This is a genomic window from Nitrospira sp. M1 (assembly GCF_965152605.1).
Genome location: NZ_OZ224217.1, coordinates 1,100,879 through 1,114,470 on the forward strand (window position 1 = coordinate 1,100,879; position 13,592 = coordinate 1,114,470).

15 protein-coding genes are annotated in these 13,592 nt (G+C 48.5%); 3 read left to right on the forward strand and 12 right to left on the reverse strand.

Going from position 1 to position 13,592, the window contains the following annotated elements; all coding sequences use genetic code 11:
• Positions 1-16: 16 nt before the first annotated feature.
• The gene (locus ACWHX8_RS05280; RefSeq protein WP_447970916.1) at positions 17-367 is read right to left on the reverse strand and encodes a hypothetical protein; all 351 of its coding nucleotides are present in this window, start codon (positions 365-367) and stop codon (positions 17-19) included.
• Between the two features lie 290 nt (positions 368-657).
• On the opposite strand from ACWHX8_RS05280, the gene ACWHX8_RS05285 reads away from it, so the two are divergent.
• Entirely contained in the window at positions 658-2,388 is a 1,731-nt protein-coding gene (locus ACWHX8_RS05285; RefSeq protein WP_447970917.1) for a TIGR03545 family protein, read from the forward strand.
• A gap of 26 nt (positions 2,389-2,414) precedes the next feature.
• Here ACWHX8_RS05285 and ACWHX8_RS05290 read toward each other — a convergent pair whose 3' ends face one another.
• The gene (locus ACWHX8_RS05290) at positions 2,415-3,368 is read right to left on the reverse strand and encodes a metallophosphoesterase (protein WP_447970918.1); all 954 of its coding nucleotides are present in this window, start codon (positions 3,366-3,368) and stop codon (positions 2,415-2,417) included.
• Between the two features lie 60 nt (positions 3,369-3,428).
• Here ACWHX8_RS05290 and ACWHX8_RS05295 point away from each other — a divergent pair, with 60 nt between their 5' ends.
• The gene (locus ACWHX8_RS05295) at positions 3,429-3,827 is read left to right on the forward strand and encodes a hypothetical protein (protein ID WP_447970919.1); all 399 of its coding nucleotides are present in this window, start codon (positions 3,429-3,431) and stop codon (positions 3,825-3,827) included.
• 191 nt (positions 3,828-4,018) lie between these two features.
• Here the strand turns inward: ACWHX8_RS05295 and ACWHX8_RS05300 are convergent, their stop codons facing one another.
• The 10 genes from ACWHX8_RS05300 to ACWHX8_RS05345 form a co-directional block, all read right to left on the reverse strand.
• On the reverse strand, positions 4,019-4,762 hold the full coding sequence (locus ACWHX8_RS05300) for a DUF4197 domain-containing protein (RefSeq protein ID WP_447970920.1): 744 nt from the start codon (positions 4,760-4,762) through the stop codon (positions 4,019-4,021).
• Positions 4,763-5,072: 310 nt separating this feature from the next.
• Positions 5,073-5,435, reverse strand: coding sequence for a hypothetical protein (locus ACWHX8_RS05305; RefSeq protein ID WP_447970921.1), 363 nt, complete (start codon positions 5,433-5,435; stop codon positions 5,073-5,075).
• 301 nt (positions 5,436-5,736) lie between these two features.
• Positions 5,737-6,141 (reverse strand): response regulator, encoded by a 405-nt coding sequence (locus ACWHX8_RS05310; protein ID WP_447970922.1) that lies wholly within the window; start codon positions 6,139-6,141, stop codon positions 5,737-5,739.
• Positions 6,142-6,769: 628 nt separating this feature from the next.
• Positions 6,770-7,324: a hypothetical protein gene (locus ACWHX8_RS05315; protein WP_447970923.1), complete on the reverse strand. Its 555-nt coding sequence runs from the start codon at positions 7,322-7,324 to the stop codon at positions 6,770-6,772.
• 104 nt (positions 7,325-7,428) lie between these two features.
• A complete protein-coding gene (locus ACWHX8_RS05320) occupies positions 7,429-8,430 on the reverse strand; it encodes a zinc-dependent alcohol dehydrogenase family protein (RefSeq protein WP_447970924.1) in 1,002 nt (333 codons plus the stop codon).
• 109 nt (positions 8,431-8,539) lie between these two features.
• Positions 8,540-9,859, reverse strand: coding sequence for a DNA recombination protein RmuC (gene rmuC, locus ACWHX8_RS05325; protein WP_447970925.1), 1,320 nt, complete (start codon positions 9,857-9,859; stop codon positions 8,540-8,542).
• 208 nt (positions 9,860-10,067) lie between these two features.
• Positions 10,068-11,168, reverse strand: a complete 1,101-nt coding sequence (locus tag ACWHX8_RS05330) for a hypothetical protein (RefSeq protein ID WP_447970926.1) — start codon at positions 11,166-11,168, stop codon at positions 10,068-10,070.
• Positions 11,169-11,631: 463 nt separating this feature from the next.
• Positions 11,632-11,868, reverse strand: coding sequence for a type II toxin-antitoxin system BrnA family antitoxin (gene brnA, locus ACWHX8_RS05335; RefSeq protein ID WP_447970927.1), 237 nt, complete (start codon positions 11,866-11,868; stop codon positions 11,632-11,634).
• A gap of 216 nt (positions 11,869-12,084) precedes the next feature.
• Positions 12,085-12,507, reverse strand: coding sequence for a type II toxin-antitoxin system VapC family toxin (locus tag ACWHX8_RS05340; RefSeq protein WP_447970928.1), 423 nt, complete (start codon positions 12,505-12,507; stop codon positions 12,085-12,087).
• Complete coding sequence (locus ACWHX8_RS05345) at positions 12,504-12,770, reverse strand: hypothetical protein (RefSeq protein WP_447970929.1); 267 nt, start codon at positions 12,768-12,770, stop codon at positions 12,504-12,506. Before ACWHX8_RS05345 ends, ACWHX8_RS05340 begins: the two co-directional genes overlap by 4 nt.
• 551 nt (positions 12,771-13,321) lie before the next feature.
• Between ACWHX8_RS05345 and ACWHX8_RS05350 the strand changes: the two genes are divergently transcribed.
• On the forward strand, positions 13,322-13,591 hold the full coding sequence (locus tag ACWHX8_RS05350) for a DUF4160 domain-containing protein (protein WP_447970930.1): 270 nt from the start codon (positions 13,322-13,324) through the stop codon (positions 13,589-13,591).
• Position 13,592: the final 1 nt, after the last annotated feature.

Genomic DNA, 13,592 nt, shown 5'->3' on the forward strand with positions numbered 1-13,592 from the left:
GGGTGAGCGAACGGAATCAAATCAGCAGAGTTGAGAGAAAGATATAGCGAAGCGGGCCGCTTCGAGGAGGGTGTTGGGTGATAGTCGTGTCGATGATATTTCTGTGGAGAGCGAGGCTTCCCCAGGGTGTGGGTGTTTCGAGTGCAATAGAATGAATCGGTTCATGTTGGTTCTGTGCCAAGGTCAGGAGCAGGGAGTCTATGCACGCTTCCGTTCCATCCATTTCGTGATGCGGGAGAGAAGAGGCATCGGCCATTGGTAGCATCATGGGACAGAGGAACCCAAGACTCCCGCACAGCATGATGAGCATGGCACAAGAAAGCGAACAAATTCGTAATCGAGTATTGAGCACTTCTTGCATTCTCATATTGTACTGTCAGGTCGCTCTTCGTGCAAACCTGCTGCATGGACGTGTTGCCCATTATATGCTTGCTCTCTACATACATGACATTGGACAGGTACGCAATTGAGAGGTATCCTGATGGAGTGGGTCTGGAACGACGTCGTGAAAGAAACGCTTTGTGTCGGTTGCGTACACGAGTCTTTTCCTCTTCTTTGGCACCCATCAATGTCATGTGGTGCTGTGTCGAATACTGAGATGAGTCATGGTCGTTGCGTCAACCGTTACGGATTGATTTACTCTGGGAGTATACACGGATGAAGACACTCGTGAAATGGAGTTTTGGCCTAGTAAGCATGCTTATCCTTGTGCTTGCGGTCTTTTGGATATTTATTGTTGATACGCTTGTTGAGAATATCATTGAAACCAAGGGAACAGAGATAGTTGGAGCCAAGGTCGAACTTGACGCAGCCGATTTGAGCCTATTCCCATCTGGATTGACGCTGACCCGTTTGCAAGTCACGAATCCTGATAAGCCGATGTCGAATGCCGTGGATATTGCTCGGATGGCCATGGGGTTGGATGTCTTGCCATTGCTCTGGAGTCAGGTGATTATCGAAGAAATGGCCGTTGAGGGAGTGCAGTTCGGAACCGAACGTTCGGCATCGGGTGCTATCCGGAATGCTCCAGTTTCTGAGCCTGCGGAAAGCGCGTTCGCGCTTTCGCTCCCAGCTTTAGAAATTCCCAACGTCAAAGAGATTTTGGAAAAGGAAGATTTAGAAACGGTGAGACTGATCGAAACGCTAAAAAGCGATATTCAGCACGAACGGGACATTTGGGAAGAGCGCTTAAAACAGTTGCCAGGCAAAGAACAGGTGAAGAAATACAAACAACGGGTCAAGCAGGTAAAGAAATCGGCGAAAGGTGGAATAGGTGGGGTTCTTAGCGGTGTCGAAGAAGTCCAATCTCTGAAGAAAGAGATTGAAACGGATGTTCGGCAAGTGAAAGATGCCAAACAAGAATTCGAGGAGAAAATCGCACTCTTGAAAACACGGTTGGCGCAGATCAAAGCGGCACCGCAACGTGACATTCAGCATCTTCAGAAAAAATATAATCTCTCTCCTCAAGGACTTGCTAATCTCAGCCAGTCATTGCTCGGGAGCCATATTGGATCGTGGGTGCAGCAGGCAGTGGCATGGTATGAACGATTGAAACCGTATCTTGAACAAGGTGAAGGAGCAGAAAAATCTGAGGTCCCGGCATCTTCCGATGGACCGGGTGTGGCCTTTTTGATTCGTCTGGCAAACGTATCATTGAATCTCGATGTTGGAGATCTTTCGGGTACGGTTCGCAACATCACGCCTGAACAGGCGACATTTGGTCAGCCTCTGACGTTTGCGTTCAGCGGGGAAAAATTGAAAGGCGTACGGTCTCTCATGCTGGAAGGTACGCTCGATCACCGTCAGCCTGCACAAGCCTTGGATCAGATGCAATTTGTCGCAAAGAACTTTCACCTTCAAGATATTGTCCTATCGAAGGATGCGCAGTTACCTGTTTCGCTGAATGACGGGGCCGCTGATATCGCAATCACGGCTTCGCTGAACGGACAGGCGTTGAATGCTAAAGGATCAGGACAGTTGACAGGGTTGAATATTTCAGCAGGTTCTCAGCAGGACACTCGTCCATTGACGCAGTCGTTACGAAAAGCTATTGCAGATGTTTCACAGTTATCGGTCAAGGCGAATGTGACTGGTACGATAGAGCACTATGATGTGGCGCTTGAATCTGATTTGGATGAAATTGTTCAACGTGCGGCAGGGAAAATGGTGAATGAGGTGGCCGTCCGCTTCCAGCAAGACCTTCAAGTGGCCATTCAGGCGAAAACAAAGGAACCTATCCGGAATGTACAAAAACGGCTTGGAAGTTTGGGCGCGGTTGGTGGGGACTTAACCGATCGACTTACTCAAAACAACACGTTGTTGCAAGATTTATTAACGTCAGGTAAGTCCAAGTCTATACTGCCACGAGGGTTGAAATTACCATTCTAAGGATTGCCGGCATTCTGCTGACTCGTTCATGTCGTGGCAAACAGACGATGAACGACAATCTCCGGCCGGCAAGATAAGCGAACGGGGAGCAATGAGGTTCCGACTCCTCGAGTGGTATACCCTTGCATGTGATGGTGTCTCCACGATCCAGCCGCATATTCTCGCCCACATCGACTATTGACGATGATGGGCGTTCCTCCTGGGATGCAGATTTGTCCTCCATGTGAATGTCCGCAGAGATACAAGTCAATGTCGGCTAAGGCCGCCTCCTCAATAATTTCCGGCGAATGCGCCAAGAGAATTCGAACGATCGGGCCTTGCTTCGGGACTGCTTGCAGGGCTTTGGTAAGATCGGCGACTTCATACCAATGGGCATCATCCACCCCGGCAATCCAAATGGTTTCGGTGCCGCGTTGAATGGGCATGGCTTCGTTGAGCAACATGCGAACTCCGAGAGATTCTATACCTGGTACCATTTCGAGAAAGTCATGATTTCCAAGAATCCCGATGATGCCATGGGTGCATTGAATGTGCTTCACAAGCGGAGCCAGACAAATGAGTGTCTGTTGATAGTCCCCATAGGTGAGCAATCGAAAGTCTCCGGTGATGACGCACAGATCATAGTCAATCTGGCTGATTGCCCGGTGGAGTGCCGCACCTCCGTCTGCAATGCCTTCCAGATGAAGATCCGAAAGATGGAGGATGCGGAAGCCTTGAAATGACGGCGGGAGATTTTGGAGACGAACAGGGTGTTCAATGATTTCGTAATGCAGTGAATTTCGTACGGCCCTATTCCAGAGTCCGCTGATCTTGAGCAGCGCTTTGAGTAGAGGGCCGACACGATCGAGGTTTTCAAAGCTGATATGGAGTCCGGTCGGCCCGGACCGAATCGCTGAGTGAATAGTTTGAAGTTCGAGGCGCCTACTGGCGTGATGTGTCCCGATACGCTCGAATATATGGGAAAGATCTTGAGGTTCCATAAAGAATTTTTATCGTGAACACTCTTGTCAACACTTCATGGACAACGATAACATACTCCAATGCAGACCCTCGATGTTCAAAACCCCGGCTTGCCCGACTTACAGTTCGTGCTCATGGTGTTGGCGTTGTCGACGTCAGACTTAGAGACGCTGACGATTCCGGTTCCGGTTCGAGAAGCCTTGTTTAACCGGTGTTGGGCGTTGCTTCATGAAACGCCTCCTCCAGAGAAGAATGAAGATCGTCGTCTTGATCTTCGTGAAAGCGATGAGGTGACGCTTGATGCCATGGTCATCGTGATTCGTCGAACGTTTGAAGAACATCATATCACGCACATTGCCTGGGACCACCCTCCCAGCGAACCAACCAGAACGTCAACTCCAGAAGCTCAACCACTTGTTGACCGGTTGCAACGCTTTAATCCGGTTGACCCCAATTCTTCTGACCCTGAACACAATTGAATCTGTTTATTCTCGTAGAGTCTTTCATGGGGTGTGTAGACTCTTACTGTGTCTGAGCATTTCCTGATCGTCTTTTGACGATACTGAGAATGGCGTAAAAGGTGTTGCGCTAGGAGAATATGAAGTCTATGACTCTCCTTCCCGTACGAATCATGAACCACGTACATGTGAGAAAAGCCGGTCTTTCTCGTCTAGTTTCCCTGTTTTCCGAATACGTCTTTTAATAAACTTGTCACGCGGGCGGCAGGATCAGTTCGAATCTTCTGCTCTTCTTGCGCAAGTGTATAGAACAAGCCATCCAAGCTTTTTCCTACCACGTAGTGATCTAAGTCGAACTGTTCAGCCTTCACGAATGGCAATGAGGTGTAGCGCCCGACAAGCGCTTTGTACTGCGCGGCGACTCCTACGTTGCCCATGGCTTCTTGAACTTTTGGTGTAAACGCTTCGGTGAGTTTGTCCTTCGTCTTGCTTTTGAAGTAATCAGTTGCTGCAGTGTCTCCGCCATTTAAGATGGCCTTTCCGTCTTTCACCGACATTTCTTTGACGGCATCCTGAAAGATGGGCTTGGCTAGTGGCGCGGCTTCTTCGGCAGCACGATTCATCCCAACGACGAATTCATCGACTTGAGGTCCCATGCCGACGACGCGCAGCCCTTTATCCATGGACTGTAATTGTTTCGGTAATAATATTTTAATGGCGTCATTCTTGAGATACCCATCAAGGTTTCCTGTGAGATTGATGGTGTTGTCCGTGCCGACGGATAAGGCTTCTTTGAGGCCTGATACTATTTTGTCATTGTCTAGGGTATTGTCACTTAACGATCCGAACTGTTCGGTCGCCTTTTCTTTCAGACCGTCCAATAGACCAAATTGTGCGAACGAAATATTTGGAATGAGACACAACAAAAGGGTGAAGATGAATCGAGTTCTGATCATGACAGTCCTCCAAGAGTCGTATGGGAAACTAGATTCATTCTAAAAAGAATGTCCCTTCACGCTATAGCCGTTTGAAATAACTTTCGAACGTTTGAAATGAGTAATCGCGCGGAGTTCGTTGATATCCCTCAGCTGATACTTATTGGTATTCGCTATAGTGTAGTGTGTTGCAGAGCTCTAGGCAATTATTCTTTTTCTACAAGAGGTTAACGGATAGTCTGTCGATGATCTGAGAAGACTTCGCTGTAGAAAAGAGCGTAGATGGGGAGGTCATCTCGCTGGGCAACGCGAGATGTATAATGATCAGGAGTTAGGTTTTTTTGATGCGGACAAAGTGAAAGTGGACACCACCCGTGAGGCCTTGGTTTGTTGGATCAGCCGGCTCATATGTGGCTAAGCTGAAATTTTCTGTTGTCATCGCTGTTTTGAGGGCAATGCCAAATTCTTTCAAGGTATGAATATCATGGGAGTCGATTTCTTTGATGATGGATTGTGCTTTGATTCCTGCCAGATCTGCCGGTTTTCCTCCGATGACTTCAAACACTACGACGCCTTCGGCTCGTTCAAGTCCGAGGTACGCTCGAAGTTCTTCATCAACTTCTCCAATGATTAGTCCAAACTCTTCGCCTAGCTGAATTGCTTCATCTTCACTCATCGGTGTCGATGTGAGCATCGACTCAGAGAATACGCTTTCAACTGTTAAGGGAAAGAGTAGGAAGAGTACGATCAAGACTGTACGTACGAAATTATTGTCGATGCGTCTCTGTCTGAATAGTTTGGTTCTCATATTGACCATTGTTCGGCCTTTGAGCTGTTGCTATATGTGATGGGACGTCAGTCGAGATGTTATGATCCGTGTCCTAAAACGGGAGAGGCGGAAACGTTTGCCTAAGTCTATGGTCGTGGGTAACCAATGTGGTGGGATGGTATCCCGATGCGACTCAGGGAAGCCGTTCCGGCTCTCCTTTTTCTTGCTAGCAACACTGACAAGGGTCGGAGTGAGGAGGTCGTGTTTTTTCGATTGTCCGTGTAACAACCGTCAGCAGTTCAAGTGAATCAATTGGTTTTTGAAGCACGGCGCAGGCTCCGGCCTGTCGTGCTTCGGCTTCGAGTGTCTCCTTTCCAAAGGCGGTAATCATAATGACCGGTATTGATGAGGTATGTGGCAATACTGCAAGTTTCTGCAGCAACTCCAGACCGTTCATATTCGGCATTTGATAGTCCGTCAAGATAACGTCAAAGTGAGAATGGTCAAGTATCGAGAGTGCAGTCATGGCATCGTGGGCTTGCTCGCAATAAAACCCGTGCGATGTCAGTAGATCAGATAATATCCATCGTATGTCGGCGTTATCATCAATAATAAGAATGCGATGTGGCATTGTATCACCAGGGTTGTTATGACTACCGACAGTCATTTCCTCAACCGCTATTTCTCACCTGCCTGAGCTTGTCAGCGTTGTGGCTCTGGATGTCCGTTGGACGTTCGGCAGTGCTGGACGTGGCTTTCTTCTCCCCATATTGGGGAGAGGGTTCATGCGATTTTGGAGAATGACGGGGTCGATTAATTCTCCACATTGCAGGCAACGCCAGGTCAAAATTTCCATCTCTCCTGCATCGTAGTGCAAATTGAAGCAGGATTCTGGAGCCATAAGTCCTTGACATCGGGAACAAGAATACTGGTTAACGTTGGTTCTGTTGGTGTCATTGATCATAATGATGATTCCCTCCTTAACTTATGGGTGCATCGTATCAATGAGACCTAAGTCTCTGATTAGAGTCACATTAAAAAATTCTAATGAATGAGCAGACTAGGTAGGCGTTGTCTTCACGTAATAAAGAGGGGGATCTACCAAGGGGAGCAGATTGGCCTATGCAGACAAGATGGTGAAGACGAGGGGCATCTGCATGCCCCTCTGTCTCGAAAGCTTCAATAATGCTAAGGGAAGGGCTTGAGGGCGACGGTGAGCAGCCGCACACTAGGAAAGCATTGGTTCGTATGCGTAAGGCTTACCAGCGTAGGTAGAGAACCTTTTGTTGAGCATCAACAACGTCGACCTGTTTTTCAAGAAGTTGCTGTTTGGAATTCATGGCTTTCAGTAAATATGTACCGGCGGGAATATTGATGAAGACCCAGGGGCCTTCGACGTGAGCCGCTGGGATGTCAAAGGACACCGGTCCATCCAGCTGATGAACGGTGAGTGCAACGTTGGATAAAAATGCACCTCCGTCCTGCACGAGAATCAATTTGAGGGAATACGAAGGGTAGGTGAGTTTGCGTTCTTCCAAGCCAACGCCAGCGCTGAAATAAGCAAATCCTTCGCCGTTATAGAGTGGGAATGAGAGCGAACCGTTGGGTGTGACACCTGTGTATGGCACGCGTAATGTCGATTCCTTCACCGCCATTGTGGAGTTATCGGCAAGCGCGTTGGTGTAAGAACACAGTATCATGAAACTCACAAAACTGACCGTCAATATCCAGGGCATGTCAAGTTGCCTGACCGTGCGGTTGGATCGATTACGGATTAACGGTGTTGAGAAACGTTGATACTGTGGATGACCCATTTGATTCCCCTCCATCCTTCTTGATGTTACCATTGTGTCTCGCTATTGAACCATATCTCTACGTTGTACCATTGATCGTCAGTTGCTGAAAAGATAACGCTGCCTCAGGCCAGCGTCAAGACTCCCGCTCCTTGAATCGTGCCCATCTTAAGCTCTTGAAGGGCTATGTTTGCAGCCTCCAATGTAAATGATTGAGTATGAGTACGAATAGGAATGTCGGAAGCTTCCTGAAACAGGTCTAGCCCGTCTTGCTTTGTGTTAGCCGTGACGCTTTGAAGCGTGCGTTCGTGAAACAGCTCTTGTGCGTAATCGAGTGGTGGAATGGCACTCATATGAATGCCGGCTAACGCAAGCGTTCCACCTTTTTCGAGCGCTTGAAGGGCCGGAGGCACGAGTTCTCCTGCAGGAGCAAAAAGAATTGCTCCGTGTAGGGTGTCTGGAGGGCCTTCTGTGGCGTCGCCAACCCAAACCGCTCCCAGCTGACGAGCAAGGGCACGATGTTCCTCTCGAAGCGAACAGACATAGACTGAACATCCCCAGTTCCTGGCAATTTGAATGGTGATATGGGCGGATGCTCCAAATCCATAGAGTCCAAGACGTTGACCCGGCTTGATGTGGCTACGGCGCAATGCGCGGTAGCCAATAATGCCAGCGCAGAGTAATGGCGCCGCTTCTTCATCACTAAAAATAGACGGAATTGGATACGCAAAGTGTTCTGGTACTAACGCATATTCCGCGTAGCCGCCATGGACGTGGTAGCCTGTGAATAGAGTCTGCGCGCAAAGATTTTCCCGGTTGTTCAGGCAAAACTCACAGTGTCCGCAGGTGTGTTGAAGCCAGGCAATGCCGACTCTGTCTCCCTCTTTCAAGTGGTGAACCTGTGGGCCAATTTGATCGACAATGCCAATTGTCTCATGACCGGGAATGATGGGGCGGGTAGAACGTGGTAACTCGCCTTCAACAATATGAAGATCGGTCCTGCACACTCCACATACCTGGACTTTGACTCGAACCTGCCCTGGGCCGGGGTGAGGGGCAGGAAGTTCCGTGAGACGAAGAGGTGCTTTGGAAACATCACCTTCTTGTGTCAGGAGCATGGCTTTCATGGAGGTTCGTATCTCGTGAAGGGTATCTCGTATTCCGTATCAATACAAGAGGGATTCTTGCGAGACACGAAGAACGCTTCATGACCCTCCCTTCATAGAAGTGAAACAGTTACGGTGTGTATCGGTCTGGAACCTCTGTCTCGTGTTGTGTCGAGGCCAAGGTGCGAGGACTATGATCGATGGGGCGGAGATCATCGATGTCTTTTTTGCTACCGGCTCCTAGCTGTTGAAACTTTCGTGCCGAAGGCAGCACGCGGCTTTCTAGGGATGCCACGGACGCATTGTAGGCTTCGACCGCCTTTCCTAGAGACCCGCCAACTCTCATGAAATGATCCACTAAGATGCCCAGGCGTTCTGAAAGCTCCTGCCCTAGGGTACTAATGCGTTCGGCATCTTCCGTGATTTGTTCCTGCTTCCACCCATAGGCGATGGCTTTGAGTAACGCGATAAACGTCGTTGGCGTCGCGATGACAATATTTTTACTGATGGCGGATTCAATGAGTGAGGGGTCCCGTTCGGCCGCCGCCGCAAGAAATGAATCGTTGGGGATGAACAGCACGACGAATTCTGGAGAGGCCTGAAACTGGTCCCAGTATTCTTTCGAAGATAGTTGATTGACATGATGTTTCACGTGCGCCGCATGGCGCGAAAGCGCACGGTTGCGCTCGTCGTCGTTCGTGGCTTCTAGTGATTCAAGAAATGCGCTACATGGCACCTTGGAATCGATCACCACCTCACGTTGCGCTGGCAGTTTGACAATCATATCAGGGCGAAGATGCCCGGTAGCGGTTGCGACGTTTTTTTGTTCAACGAAATCGCAGTGTGCAGACATGCCGGCCAGTTCTGCTGTTTTGCGAAGGGCAATCTCGCCCCATCGCCCACGGATCTGTGGAGAGCGGAGGGCGTTGACGAGCTTGGCCGTTTCGGCTTGTAACGTTGATTGTGAGAGGGCAACCTGTCGTAATTGTTCTCCAACGGTGCTCAGTTCCCGAAGCCGCTTACTCTCAAGTTCCTTGGTTTCCTGTTGATACGTGGCGAGGAGTTGTGTGAGAGGTTGAACCAGGGCATCGATCGACGTTTTTTTCTGTTCAAGATCATTGGAACTCTCCTCTCGTAAGGCCTTGAATTTTTCTTCCGCCAATGTCAAAAACCCGGTGTTATTTCCTGCCAGGGCTTCTGCGGCCAGTGATCGAAAGGTATTTGAGAGTGTGGACTGGGTTTCTTCCAGGAGCGAATGTTGTTGCGCAAGATGACGAGTCGCTTCTTCATACTTGGTCTCGGCCGAAATTTTCGTAGCCTCACTGTCCATAAGGCGTTCACGAGTCTGATGACATTCGGTGTGAAGGGCCGTGAGCTGTTGACGCAGTTCTTCGATTCGTGATTCCGCGGCTGCCCGTTGCTGCTCTTCGTGGCTGAGGGCAGATGTCATCGAGGCTTTCGTTCGTGTACTCGCAATGAGCCACGCAAGACAACCTCCAGATACAAAGCTAATGAAAAGAGCAATCCAATCACGCATGGCTAGAATTTATGAGAGTGTTGTTTCATTCCAACTATCTGAATGAGAAATGCGTTTACTTTCGCACTCCTCCCTTTTCTCATAAGACGAAATACGAACGACGATTCACGAGCGACGAACACTAATATCCTGGAAAGCCTGGAATAAACGGGAGGATGATTGAGACCGTGATGAGAATGATAATGATCCATTCCAAGACCTCCATGCGGCGGTTTCCAGTCTGATCCGCCAGTTTTTCATACACACTGGCAATGGTTTCGAGTTTTCGATGAATGCCGGCATCCCATCCCTGTAAATGGAACCGTTGAGAGGTGAGACGATAGACGCGAGCTAGATATTGATCACCAAGTAATTTTAACGCATTGGTGACACGTTCAAACAGGATGGCACTATCAACTTGCAGCTGTCCGATTCCACGTAGATCGGTATGAAAGGAGCCTGGCCAGCGAAAATGTTGCCATTGATATTTTGTAAGCGATTCATAGGCTTGATCTAATGCCGTATCCAATTGGTCGTCAAGATATCGTCGTTCAAGAAGTTCGACGTTAGCGAATTCAAGAACGGCACAGACATCCTCCATCTCTTCTCCATAGATCAAGGCGCCATTCCAATCAATGAAAGAAACGTCATTCTTCCCAAACGCAATGTGGTATGAGGTTGAGTCATGCACTTCTTCGTCAGATAATGGCTCGCGTTCGCAGCGAAGAATTTGAGCGATCTCTGGACTCAATGTCGTGACGATATTGGTTGCGGTGAAGGTCGGCTGGGTCGCCTCGATGTGAAAAATCAAGTAATCTTCGACAAAGGATGCAATATTTGGTTTTTCAACGGCGGTTGCAATGGTCTTGACGAGAAGATCGACTCGTTGCCTGGACTCCTCGAGCAGCCGCACATTTTCGTAGAGCGCTTCACTGAGTGGGAGCAGCGCATCAAAAGGGCCCTGAAGGGGAATAGAGTAGATAACAGAAACGGCACCAAAGTCATATAAAACGACATCGACAGAAGGTCGTGTGAAGGCATCTCCAATTTGTAAAGATTCCACCTCTTCGCTGATGCGGAGTGGTGGAGGCCGATAATCAAAATACTGCGGGGCAGAACGTTGTCGTTTGAGTCGATCGCGTTTTTTGGTAGCCGTGATACGCTGGTCGGCTTGATCTAAGTCAATGGCGGTTCCGATATCATAGGCAAATATCGCTAAGCAGGTGCCTTTTTCAATATGCATAGAAGTTCGTATCGATATGGTGACGTGTGAATGAGAGCTGGTTGATTGGTGATGACATGTTCACTGCGCGGCGAGATTCGCTTTTTCTGAACCATACCGCAAGAGACGTTGTCGATCAATTGTTCATTGGATATGCATGCATATGTTCAAGACATGTTTTTGGATCGTTTTTGTTGGATATGGGCGCTGGCACCACATCGAATGTCACAACGTATGATACGCGAGAGGGAAAAGATAAAGTTTTGTCTGTGTGTAGTTTCCTCGTTGCAAAAGTAAAGGTAATGTAATTAGTTGGCATTATTACAGGACGTTGACAGTGCAAAGCGAACGTATGAATAGCATGTTCAGAGAAAGTTTTTCGAGATGAGAATACCATGAAAATCATCTGTTATATGCTTGAATTTCATGGTAAAAATAGAAGATCATGATTATAGTGAATTCAAATATGTTCCACTGCATACTGCTATTCCTTGCGGAGCAAAATCCCTTTCAGCTTCTCCGCAATCCATACTTTAATGACGGCCTGCCGAGTCACGCCCAGACGACGAGCTTCCTTATCCAAGGAATCAACCATCCAATCTGGAAAATCTACATTCACTCGACGAGCTTCCTGGCCTGGACGTGTGGCCTTTTGCAGGTCCACATATTTTACAATGTCTTCGCCTGAATCAAATTTCTTATCCAAGCTTTTCGCTTTCATATAGTGCGACCTCCTCTCGCTCGCGCATTAAAGTTGACGTGTATAAAGGGCTTCTTTTAGTAGGACGCCTCTAAATACCGTCATTTCCCACGAGGGTGGTGTCATCTGCGTGCTCACATTCTCCTGTAACGTCTCTTCTAGCCGTTTCGATCTACGGCTCAAGCTTGACATGGTTCATTTGTCGTAAGCTTGGTTTTTTCCCAAAGAAAATCGAAGTTATGGAGTGATGATCGTGAGGCCAAGTTTTCGAAAGTCCTCGTCAAACGCCAGGCACGGCATATGGTCGAGGAGGGTCGTGACCACAACACATGATATCGAATCGCAAAATGAGAGTCGCCGTTCATTCCCAAATTTGCAAAAGATCTCTTCCGCTTCTTGGTGTACGCCATCTCCGTGCCAGACAATGTGCAACGAAGGTTTGATGTCAACGAGAAAACGCTTGGCCGTCTGATAGTTTTTCCGGTAACGCAGGAGTGTGACTGTTTCACTAACAATATCCCAGGTCGTATAAAACCTCGCTTCGACGACCTGGGCTTCTGTGAGCAAAGCCAAGGCCACTTCATGATTTCGATCCTTGGGGTCCAAACAGGCATAAAAGAACGATGTGTCGCAGAATAGTCGTTGAGGGAAGGGGGTCATTGACTTTTGGTCTTGCGCCCGTAGAGATAGGCGTTGGTATGAGAAGAGATGTTCGTCTTGTGGCCTCGTGATTTCGGCATCTGCTTCGCGAGCTCAAGGAGCTTCTGCGCTGCTTCTCCTGGCTGGGGCTCTGGCTGGGCAGCTCGCAATTCCGCCACGACTTCGTTATGGAGTGTGATTTGCACACGGATTCCAGCGTCCTCTCGTACTTTCCGAACTAAGGCGGGCAATCGCCGTCGTGCTTCACTGATTGGGAGTTTCATGGTGAGTTCCTTCTAGGCCGGTTGAAGGTGTAGGGTATGACAGTTTTCTTACTTGTCTTTTATTGTACATCTTTGTACGAAATGGGTCCAGTGAGGGAAGCCTGCTCGGTGATGGGTTCACTTGTGTCGTAGAAAGGGGCAGTGATACGTATCAATCCAACCGTGTGAGCATGGAGCGGTTAAACTGTAGCGTTCTATTGTAATAATCCTTATTCCGTGGCGGATCGCTCATCTTGCGCGACATGGCCCCGCATGGATTTGTCGGTGGTGTTTTTTCGATTTCCAAGGCGATGACGCGAGCGAGTTGATGGGCTGATAGGCTGCCTACGAATACTCACCAGGGGCGTCACGTTGTTTGTGATGGGGCTTGGGCGGCTGTTGCTTGCCCAAGTTTTGAACCTTCACCGTGTGCGTGTTGACGAGTGAGGTGTTTCTTGCTATGCGCGAACAAAGATTATAGAATTTCAATTATCATTGATGTGTTCGTGGGTAGAGACGTAAGGAACGATTCCAACGTGGTACGTTAATTATGGGAACGAGAACATCTACGTATGCCAGTTATCTCAATGTTTTACGGCTTGATTGTGCGGATGTATTTCTTCGATACACAGAAGCATAAGGCTCCACATGTCCATGTGCAGTATGGTGAGCAACGGGTTGTGCTAGGAATTCCTGAGTGTGATGTTCTGAGTGGAGAGCTTAAAGCGAATAAATTGAAATTGGTGCAGGCCTGGATTGAAATCCATCAAGAAGAGTTATTGGCTGACTGGCAGCTTGCAATCGAAGGACAGAAAGTGTTCACGATTGCTCCTTTGAGGTAGA

What these genes read in the sequence shown, in the direction of transcription:
- ACWHX8_RS05280 (WP_447970916.1), bottom strand. Translation starts at nt 367, where the DNA reads ATGAGAATGCAAGAAGTGCTCAATACTCGATTACGAATTTGTTCGCTT.
- ACWHX8_RS05285 (WP_447970917.1), top strand. Translation starts at nt 658, where the DNA reads ATGAAGACACTCGTGAAATGGAGTTTTGGCCTAGTAAGCATGCTTATC.
- ACWHX8_RS05290 (WP_447970918.1), bottom strand. Translation starts at nt 3,368, where the DNA reads ATGGAACCTCAAGATCTTTCCCATATATTCGAGCGTATCGGGACACAT.
- ACWHX8_RS05295 (WP_447970919.1), top strand. Translation starts at nt 3,429, where the DNA reads ATGCAGACCCTCGATGTTCAAAACCCCGGCTTGCCCGACTTACAGTTC.
- ACWHX8_RS05300 (WP_447970920.1), bottom strand. Translation starts at nt 4,762, where the DNA reads ATGATCAGAACTCGATTCATCTTCACCCTTTTGTTGTGTCTCATTCCA.
- ACWHX8_RS05305 (WP_447970921.1), bottom strand. Translation starts at nt 5,435, where the DNA reads ATGCTCACATCGACACCGATGAGTGAAGATGAAGCAATTCAGCTAGGC.
- ACWHX8_RS05310 (WP_447970922.1), bottom strand. Translation starts at nt 6,141, where the DNA reads ATGCCACATCGCATTCTTATTATTGATGATAACGCCGACATACGATGG.
- ACWHX8_RS05315 (WP_447970923.1), bottom strand. Translation starts at nt 7,324, where the DNA reads ATGGGTCATCCACAGTATCAACGTTTCTCAACACCGTTAATCCGTAAT.
- ACWHX8_RS05320 (WP_447970924.1), bottom strand. Translation starts at nt 8,430, where the DNA reads ATGAAAGCCATGCTCCTGACACAAGAAGGTGATGTTTCCAAAGCACCT.
- rmuC (WP_447970925.1), bottom strand. Translation starts at nt 9,859, where the DNA reads ATGACATCTGCCCTCAGCCACGAAGAGCAGCAACGGGCAGCCGCGGAA.
- ACWHX8_RS05330 (WP_447970926.1), bottom strand. Translation starts at nt 11,168, where the DNA reads ATGCATATTGAAAAAGGCACCTGCTTAGCGATATTTGCCTATGATATC.
- brnA (WP_447970927.1), bottom strand. Translation starts at nt 11,868, where the DNA reads ATGAAAGCGAAAAGCTTGGATAAGAAATTTGATTCAGGCGAAGACATT.
- ACWHX8_RS05340 (WP_447970928.1), bottom strand. Translation starts at nt 12,507, where the DNA reads ATGACCCCCTTCCCTCAACGACTATTCTGCGACACATCGTTCTTTTAT.
- ACWHX8_RS05345 (WP_447970929.1), bottom strand. Translation starts at nt 12,770, where the DNA reads ATGAAACTCCCAATCAGTGAAGCACGACGGCGATTGCCCGCCTTAGTT.
- ACWHX8_RS05350 (WP_447970930.1), top strand. Translation starts at nt 13,322, where the DNA reads ATGCCAGTTATCTCAATGTTTTACGGCTTGATTGTGCGGATGTATTTC.